The sequence below is a fragment of the Streptomyces sp. NPDC006368 genome (assembly GCF_040612535.1).
Classification (GTDB): domain Bacteria; phylum Actinomycetota; class Actinomycetes; order Streptomycetales; family Streptomycetaceae; genus Streptomyces.
On the sequence record NZ_JBEXQK010000078.1, the window covers coordinates 1 to 8,373 of the forward strand.

The 8,373-nt window shown below is 68.6% G+C and carries 6 protein-coding genes; 5 read left to right on the top strand and 1 reads right to left on the bottom strand.

Annotation, left to right across the window (positions count from 1 at the left end; all coding sequences use genetic code 11):
- Positions 1-513: 513 nt before the first annotated feature.
- Entirely contained in the window at positions 514-1,128 is a 615-nt protein-coding gene (locus ABZZ38_RS29825) for an alanyl-tRNA synthetase (RefSeq protein ID WP_356745569.1), read from the top strand.
- A gap of 9 nt (positions 1,129-1,137) precedes the next feature.
- Entirely contained in the window at positions 1,138-2,898 is a 1,761-nt protein-coding gene (gene ilvB, locus ABZZ38_RS29830) for a biosynthetic-type acetolactate synthase large subunit (protein ID WP_356745571.1), read from the top strand.
- Positions 2,899-2,922: 24 nt separating this feature from the next.
- Here the strand turns inward: ilvB and ABZZ38_RS29835 are convergent, their stop codons facing one another.
- Positions 2,923-3,855: a LysR family transcriptional regulator gene (locus tag ABZZ38_RS29835; RefSeq protein ID WP_356745573.1), complete on the bottom strand. Its 933-nt coding sequence runs from the start codon at positions 3,853-3,855 to the stop codon at positions 2,923-2,925.
- Between the two features lie 124 nt (positions 3,856-3,979).
- Here ABZZ38_RS29835 and ABZZ38_RS29840 point away from each other — a divergent pair, with 124 nt between their 5' ends.
- The 3 genes from ABZZ38_RS29840 to leuA all read left to right on the top strand — a co-directional run bounded on the left by ABZZ38_RS29840 (position 3,980) and on the right by leuA (position 8,164).
- Positions 3,980-4,648, top strand: coding sequence for a LysE family transporter (locus ABZZ38_RS29840; RefSeq protein ID WP_356745575.1), 669 nt, complete (start codon positions 3,980-3,982; stop codon positions 4,646-4,648).
- 797 nt (positions 4,649-5,445) lie between these two features.
- Positions 5,446-6,279 (top strand): phytanoyl-CoA dioxygenase family protein, encoded by an 834-nt coding sequence (locus tag ABZZ38_RS29845; RefSeq protein ID WP_356745577.1) that lies wholly within the window; start codon positions 5,446-5,448, stop codon positions 6,277-6,279.
- Between the two features lie 136 nt (positions 6,280-6,415).
- Positions 6,416-8,164: a 2-isopropylmalate synthase gene (gene leuA, locus ABZZ38_RS29850; protein WP_356745579.1), complete on the top strand. Its 1,749-nt coding sequence runs from the start codon at positions 6,416-6,418 to the stop codon at positions 8,162-8,164.
- Positions 8,165-8,373: the final 209 nt, after the last annotated feature.

Sequence of the window (8,373 nt, forward strand, 5' to 3'; positions counted from 1 at the left end):
TCGATGAAGAGAAGGTCGGGCTCGCCATCGGCGCGCCGGACGACATGATCGTCCCAGACCTTCTCCGCGAGAGTCCTACCCATCGCTTTCCCTCCAGGCGAGTCTGAGTGATCCGGGGCTGCGGCGGCGCCCGGGTTCTCGCTGTGCTCACCGATCTGTCTCATGATGTGAGACATTGGTATCGGCTTGTGGGCACTCTAGATCGCATTCGACGGACTTAACAAGGCCCGAATTGCACTCGCCGGTCCTTCCGGCAACCGGGCCCCTGCCTGTAGCTTCGCTTATTCCCCCGTAAACGAACGTGATCTACAGTTCCGTCGAGTGGCGTGCCATACTCTGCGGAACTGCGGCCTCGGAGTACCACGATGAATTGCCGCCGAGACACCTGGGCGAGCCGCAGCTGAATGAGATCCATATGTGTGCTCGCGGACAAGAGGAAATACCGTGGCCAAACAGCGCCAGCTTTACCTGGAAAACACCTACGCGTGTGATGTCCGGACGCAGGTCGTCAGCGTGCGACGCGACGCGGAGGCGATGCGGATCGCGCTGGCCGACAATATTTTCCATCCGCAAGGCGGAGGACAGCCCGACGACCGCGGATGGGTGGAGAACATTCCGGTGTCCCCGGTCAAGGACGGGGAATCCGGATGGGTCTTCCTGACCCTCGGCCCCGGGGACGGAGAGGCCGGCCCGGATTTCTCGGAAGGGGCGACGGTCCACTCGCGTGTCGACGCCGAGCAGCGCCGTCTTCACGCCGCCCTCCACACCGCCGGACACCTCGTGGACGCCCTCGTGCGGCCCTGGGGCGTCCGTCATGTCGGCAACAACCACTTCCCTGGCCAGGCGCGGATCGAATACGCACTGGACGGAGCCGAGATCGACAAGGACCGGCTCGCCGACGCGCTGACTGTCGAACTGGAGAAGGCGGTGTCGGAGGGCCTCGCGGTGACCGCGGGTGAGCGGGAGGGGCGGCGGACGATCACCATCGACGGTCTTGCGACGGAGTTCTGCGGTGGCACCCACGTCACCGACCTCAGCCTCCTCACCGGCGTCGCCATCCGCTCCATCAAAGTCAAGTCGGGCCGTCTCAGGGTCGGTTACACGGCGGAACACGCCCCACGCCACTGAGAGGGAGAGATGCCGGAAGACAGGACGGGCGCCCGGATACTGCTCCGCTCGTTGCGGTTACAGGGCGTGGAGAGCCTCTTCACCACCCCCCGCGGAGCCGGTCTGGTGCTCACCGGACAGCGTGACCCCGGCCGGGCCGCCGCTGCCGAAAGCGACGCCGGTGCCGGAAGCGGCGACGCCATCAGGTTCGTCACGCTGCCCCACGGGCAGGACGCGGGCCATGCCGCGGCCGGGTACGCGAGTGCCACCGGCCGGGTGGGGGTCTGCGTCGCGTCCCCGGGGGCCGGCGCCGTGGAGCTGGTGACGGCCCTTTTCGACGCGCACATGGACTCCGTCCCGCTGGTGGCGGTCGCGTTCGACTGGCAGGTCGACACCTGCGGCATCGCGATGCCCATCACCAAGCACACCATCCACGTCAGCGATGTCCGCCGGCTCCCGACCGCGGTGGCACAGGCCTTCCACCTCGCCTCACACGGCCGCCCCGGCCCCGTCCTGCTGGACATCGAGACGGAAGTGCTCCGGGCGCGCAGTGCGGAACCCGGCAACCCCGAGCACATCGACATACCCGGGTTCCAGCCCACCCTGGCCCCCGAACGGCGCGCGCTGCGTGAGGCGGCGGCGCTCCTGGCCAGGTCCCAGCGGCCGGTTCTCTATGTGGGCGGGGGTGTGCTCAAAGCCGACGCCGCGGCGGAGTTGCGCACCTTCGCCGAGTTGACCGGTGCACCCGTGGTGACGACGCTGATGGCGCGCGGCGTCTTCCCGGACTCCCACCCCCAGCACTTCGGGATGCCGGGCATGCACGGTTCGGTCGCCGCGGTCGCCGCTCTGCAGAAAGCCGACCTCGTCATGGGCCTGGGCGTCCGCTTCGACGACCGGGTCACCGGAGACCCCGCGACCTTTGCCCCGCACGCCAGAGTGGTGCACGCCGACATCGACCCGGCGGAGATCGGCAAGAATCGGCGCGTCGACGTGGGGATCGTCGGGGACGCCCGCCGGGTCCTCTCCGGCCTCATCGACGCCGTCCGCGAGGGCCGGCGGACCGGTCGCCCGCAGAGCCCCGGCCACCGGCCGTGGCTGTCGACCCTGGAGCGTTGGCGCGACACGTACCCCGTGGGCTATCGGGCGCCGGACAACGGCTCACTGGTGCCGCAACAGGTCATCGAGCGGATCGGCCGCACCGTCGGCCCGGACGCCGTGTACGTTGCCGGAGTCGGCCAGCACCAGATGTGGGCCGGCCAGTTCATCCGCTACGAAAAGCCCCGCTCGTTCCTGAACTCCGGAGGCGCGGGCACCATGGGCTACGCCGTGCCGGCAGCCATAGGAGCGGCGACGGGCCGGCCCGGTACCCCGGTCTGGGTGATCGACGGGGACGGGTGTTTCCAGATGACGGGCCGCTCGCTCGTGGCCTGCGCTGCCGCCCGCATGCCCGTGAAGGTCGCGGTCATCAACAATTCCAGCCTCGGCATGGTGCGCCAGCTGCAGAGCCTCTACTACGGCGAGCGCGAGTTCGGTACGGAGGCGGGGGCACGAGGCGTGCCCGACTACGCGGCGCTGGCGGAGGGCTACGGCTGCCTGGGTATCCGATGCGACCGCGCCGACGAACTCGACGCCACCATCCAGAAGGCCATGGAGGTCAACGATCGGCCCGTGGTCGTGGACTTCGTCGTGGAACGGGAGGAGATGGTGTGGCCCATGGTCCCGCCCGGCGCCTCCAACGACGAGATCCGCATCGCCCGTGACATGGCGCCGGACTGGGACCTGACGGACTGATGCCGGCGAGCGGCGCGCCCCGGGCTATGACTGCCCCCAGACGGCCGGAGGCTTCTGGGTGAACGCCGTCTGGATCGCGGTCCGCGCGGCGTGCAGCAGCGGAGAGGTGTCCGAGGTGCGCCAGACGATGTTGACGATGCGGTACAGCCGGGGCGCGGCGAACGGACGGGTACTGATGGGCACCGGACTGGCCTCCGCGGCCATGCGCGGTACGCAGGCCAGCCCCATCCCCTCCCCGGCCAGGGCACAGGCGACGGAGTAGTTCGAGGTCTCGAAGGCGATCGTCGGAGCCGGCAGGTCGTTCGAGGCGAACAACGCCTCCAGCGCCTCCCGGTTGGCGAGACCGTGCCGCCCGCTGATCAGCGGTATGCCGGCCAGGGCCGTCCAGTGCAGCGGTTGCGGGTCCGCCGTGAGCGGGTGGCCGCGCTCAGCCACCAGCAGCAGCTCCTCCTCCAGCAGGGTCTCGAAGCTGAGCCCCGGCGGCATCGGATGTTCTCGTCCGTAGACGTAGGAGTGGGTCAGGAGCAGGTCGATGTGGCCCTGGGCGAGCGGCTCCAGACCCTCGGGCGGCTCGAACTCCTGCAGGGAGATGGAGAGCCCCGGGTGCTGTCTGCGCAGCTCGGCCAGGACGGGAGGCAGCAGGTGTATCCCTGCCGTGGTGAAACTGCCGAGCCTCAGCCGGCCACCGGACAGCTCCCGTAGCTGGGCGAGTTCTCGTTCCGCGCTGCTCAGTACATCCTGAACCTGGCGGGCGTGCCGGACCAGCACCTCGCCGGCCGGGGTGAGGCGTGCGCCGCGCCGGTGGCGGACCAGCAGCGGCAGATGGACCTCTCGCTCCAGCTTTGCCATCTGCTGGCTGAGCGCGGGCGGCGTATAGCCGAGTCTGGCCGCCGCCCGGGAGATCGATCCGGTCTCCGCGACGGCGACGAGAATGAGAAGGCGAGTCAGATCCTGCATAAAGGTTTCCTTAGCATTTCGCCAATAAACCTGAACTACCGCTTACATCTCGGCTTCTGGCAGACTGTCACGGCGTGATCGGGATTGACCGCCACCGCCCCGGCAAGTTCACCGCTGAGGAACCATGAGCAGCCACATCTTCGCTTTCTCCTGTATAGCGGCCGGCAGGATCGTGATGCCTGGGGCGGACCTCCCGATCGTCCTGCGGAACGCGCTCACCGGCCGGCGTGCGGGACTGGCCGCAGGCGCCGCCGGCGGCCTGGCGCCGCACACACGACTCGCCGCGGCGGGCGTCGCCGCCCTGTTCGCCGCCTCGGAAGCGCTCTTCCGGACGATGAGGATCGCGGGAGCGGCGTACGTGATCCACCTCGGCGGGCGGGCCCTGCTCGGGGCCCTCTGCGGGAGCTCGGAGCGGGGCGGGGAGCCTGTGCGTCACGGCGGGGACGAGTCCGGCGCGGGTGGCAGGTCCCCCGGGGTCGGAGCCGCCCGCCCGCCGGGCCCCTGTCCGCTGCGGGGCTTCGTCACCAACGCCGCGCATCCGAAGGCGCCCCTTCTCCTCCTGAGTCTGATGCCCCCGTCCATCCCCGACGATGCCCCGCTCGTTCCGATGGCACGGCTGCTCAGCGCGATTGTCGTCGCCATGGGCCTGCTCCGGTTCCCCCTCGTCGCGACCCTCGCCTCATCGGTCGGCAGGTTTCCGAGCACCGCCCGGTCCCGGCGTCTCATGGACGGCGCCGGGGGAGTGGCGCTGACCTGTCCCGCCGGCGTCCTGCTGCTCGAATCGACGCCGTGACGTCGAGTTGATGTGTCACACAGTCATGTTGGCACGGCAGGGTTGTCGGGGCGCAGCAGTGATCAAGGTTGGCCGAATCTGGCGTATGGATATACGGGGTTACTGATACTTCGCCGGACTGCTCGACGTGTGTCCGATGCGCCTGTCCACTCCGGGGCGGGATTGTCCCGTCGACGGCCCACCGGAGTCCCGCCCGGGAACCGGGTGATTATGCGGGCCCAAGGCCCTCGGTCCGGGGGTGGATGCGGCTGGGGCAAGCCGTCCCGTACCACTCCGCGAGACGATTGCCCCCGGAGGCCTGCCCTCCGGAACGGCTTCGGGCCCGAAGGTTTGTGGAGACCCAACAGCACCCCTCCGCGAGGAGTGCCGTCGGCATATGTGGTTTCCGCCCGACCGCCGTGCGTACCGAGCAACGCGCTTGTAACCCTTAGTCGGACACGCGGATATGGTTAAGCATTTGTTTCTTCACTGAACTACCGCCGGGTGTGATCCTTGGGGACGACCGCACGGCAAGCCGGCACTTCGTTCAGTCCAGCCCCACAAGGGCGTTCCGCCGGGCGGTAGTGCACCTGTCCGGCGCCATGGACGCCGATGCCGACAAGCCGCGCCCCTTGCTCCTCTTCACGTGGCGCGCGCCCCTGCGATCTGTGGTGATCGGGAGCGCGACCGCTCCGGCACGAATCGCGCCGGGCCTTGCCCCGCGCATTCCAAGCACGCGAAGTCTCGTCGACTTGCCGGGTGCCACCCGCTGCGCCCGGTGATGTGCGGAACTTCATCGATCCATGAGAGGACCATCCGTGTCTGCAACAACGGCTCTGAAGGACCAGAACGTCGCCTCCACGGCCACCCCTGTCTACACGCTGTTCGACTCGATCGAGACCGACCACCTCGAGCGTGAGGCGATGGCGCGCCTCGCCTCGGGAACGCTGGGTGCCATCCGCGTGAGGGAATTCTTCACGCCGGAGCAGTGCCGGGAAATCATGCGGGCCCTCGAAACCTGCGACATGGGCAGCTACGACGAGCAGCTCGTACAGCCGCGGATCGCCAAGCTGGGACCGGCCACGTACGACTTCTACGGACACGAGGTACTCCCGCCCGCCTACTGGGAGCACGCCGAGCAGTCCGACATGTCCCGGTCCGGTCTGCTCCACGGCGGTGACCCCCTGGACGAGGCGACCCGCAAGCTGGAGAAGGTCTGGGGCGGCCCGGTCAGGCGCGCGACGTCGGGCGGCCGGTCGATGTTCGCCGGCATGATCCGCGAGATCAACGCCAGCGCGAAGATGCACTTCGACGAGGTCGTGCGGGAGTTCCCCGGTGTCGTCGACAACATCCCCGTGTGCCAGCTCGCCTTCAACTGCCACCTCGCCATGCCCGAGGTCGGCGGCGAGGCAGTGGTCTACCGCAGGACGTGGAAGCCGTCCGACGAGCAGCACCGGGACGGTTACGGCTACGCCGAGAGCCTCGTCGCCGACGAGCCGTACGTCTCCGTCCAGGCCGCCGTCGGCGACGCGATTCTCTTCGACCCCCGCAACTACCACCTGGTGCGGCCGAACGTCTCCGAAGGCCGACGGGTGACGCTGTCGTTCTTCTTGGGGATCACCGCCGAAGGGTCGCTCAGCATCTGGTCCTGAGGCACCGGCGGTGGCGGTCCCCGCCGCCACCGCGCCCTCCTCCTCCCACGGCGGACCGGTGTGCGCTGCTCCGTGTCCCGCCCGGCTGAAGTCGCGTCAGCCCCCTCCATCCTGCGGAAAGTGCAAGGAGATACGGATGTCCGTGTACCACGCCACTCCTCCTCAGCCCCTCCAGCAGCCATCGGGCATGCCGTCCTGGAAGTACAGTCGCTACCCCACCGTCGACCTCCCGGACCGGACCTGGCCCACGAAGGAGATAACGGAGGCGCCGCGATGGTGCGCGGTGGACCTTCGCGACGGCAACCAAGCCCTTGCCGTACCCATGGACCTGGAACGCAAGCGCAAGCTGTTCGACCTTCAGGTGCGGATGGGCTTCAAGGAGATCGAGGTCGGCTTTCCCTCGGCCAGCCAGACCGACTTCGACTTCGTCCGGACGCTGATCAAGGAAGACCTCATACCCGACGACGTCCTCATCCAGGTCATCACGCCCGCCCGCGAGGAGCTCATCCACCGGACCTACGAGTCCCTGAGGGGCGTCCGCCAGGCCATCGTCCACCTCTACAACTCGACGTCCTGCCTGCAGCGGGAGGTGGTGTTCGGCATGGACCAGGAGCAGATCAAGGACCTGGCCGTGCGCAGCACCCGGCTGTGCGTGAAGCTCGCCGAGGAACTGAGCGGCTCCCACATCCAGTACGAGTACACACCGGAGTCCTTCACCGGGACCGAGCTGGATTTCGCGCTGGACATCAGTAACGCCGTCAGCCAGGTGTGGGACCCGGGCCCCGGCCACAAGATGATCCTCAACCTGCCCGCCACGGTGGAGATGTCGACGCCGAACATCTACGCCGACCAGATCGAGTGGATGCACCGGAACCTGGAGCGCCGGGACTCACTCATCCTCTCCCTCCACCCCCACAACGACCGGGGTACCGCGGTGGCGGCGGCCGAGCTGGCCGTCATGGCGGGTGCCGAGCGCATCGAGGGCTGCCTGTTCGGCAACGGAGAGCGGACGGGCAACGTCGACCTGGTCACGCTGGGTCTGAACCTCTTCACCCAGGGCATCGACCCGATGATCGACTACTCGGATCTGCGCGAGGTCGCGGCAACCGTCGAGTACTGCAACCGGCTGCCGGTGCACGCCCGTCACCCGTACGCGGGTGAGCTCGTCCACACGGCGTTCTCCGGCTCCCACCAGGACGCGATCAAGAAGGGCTTCGAGGCGCTGGAGCGGAAGGCCGGGGCAGCGGGGAGGACGCCGTCGCGGATTCCCTGGGCGGTGCCCTATCTGCCCATCGACCCGAAGGACATCGGCCGGGACTACGAGGCCGTCATCAGGGTCAACTCCCAGTCCGGCAAGGCCGGTCCCGCGTACCTGCTGAAGAGCGAACACAATCTGGAACTGCCGCGCCCGCTCCAGGCGGAATTCTCCCGCGCGGTCCAGGAGCGCGCGGACGTGGAGGGATCCGAACTCTCGCCGGAAATGATCTGGTCCGTGTTCCGGCGGGAGTACCTCGAGGCGATCACACCGGTGGAGCTGATCACGTACGAGCCCGTCCGCACGCAGGACGGCGAGGGCCTGCACATCACCTGCACCGTACGCATCGAGGACGACGTCACCACGCTCGAGGGGTCCGGCAACGGTCCGGTCGACGCGCTGCTCGACTCCCTCGGCGCCGCCGGCTACGCCGGCTTCACCGTGCGCGACTTCACCCAGCACGCCCTCACCGCCGGGAGCGACACCCGCGTCGCCGCCTACGTACAGCTCGCGTACGCGGGACTCACGACATGGGGCGCGGCGATCGACTGCGATCTGAGCACCGCGTCCCTGAAGGCCGTGCTCAGCGGAGTGAACCGGCTCCGGTCCCGGTACGCGGCCCTGGCGTAGCCCCGTCACCGACACCGCCCGCACGGGGAGGGGGGTCGGGGGCCCTCGAGTCCCGCCCCCTCCTTCGTGGCTCCCCCTTCGATGGGCCTCAACAAGGAGGTCGGACGTGTCCGACAGCATCAATCTCGCAGTGATCCCCGGTGACGGCATCGGCCGGGAAGTCGTGGCTCAGGGCCTGAAGGTCCTTCGCGCGGTCCTCCCGCAGGATG

Coding starts and splice junctions, on each gene's coding strand:
- ilvB (WP_356745571.1), top strand. CDS start 1,138: ATGCCGGAAGACAGGACGGGCGCCCGGATACTGCTCCGCTCGTTGCGG.
- leuA (WP_356745579.1), top strand. CDS start 6,416: ATGTCCGTGTACCACGCCACTCCTCCTCAGCCCCTCCAGCAGCCATCG.
- ABZZ38_RS29840 (WP_356745575.1), top strand. CDS start 3,980: ATGAGCAGCCACATCTTCGCTTTCTCCTGTATAGCGGCCGGCAGGATC.
- ABZZ38_RS29835 (WP_356745573.1), bottom strand. CDS start 3,855: ATGCAGGATCTGACTCGCCTTCTCATTCTCGTCGCCGTCGCGGAGACC.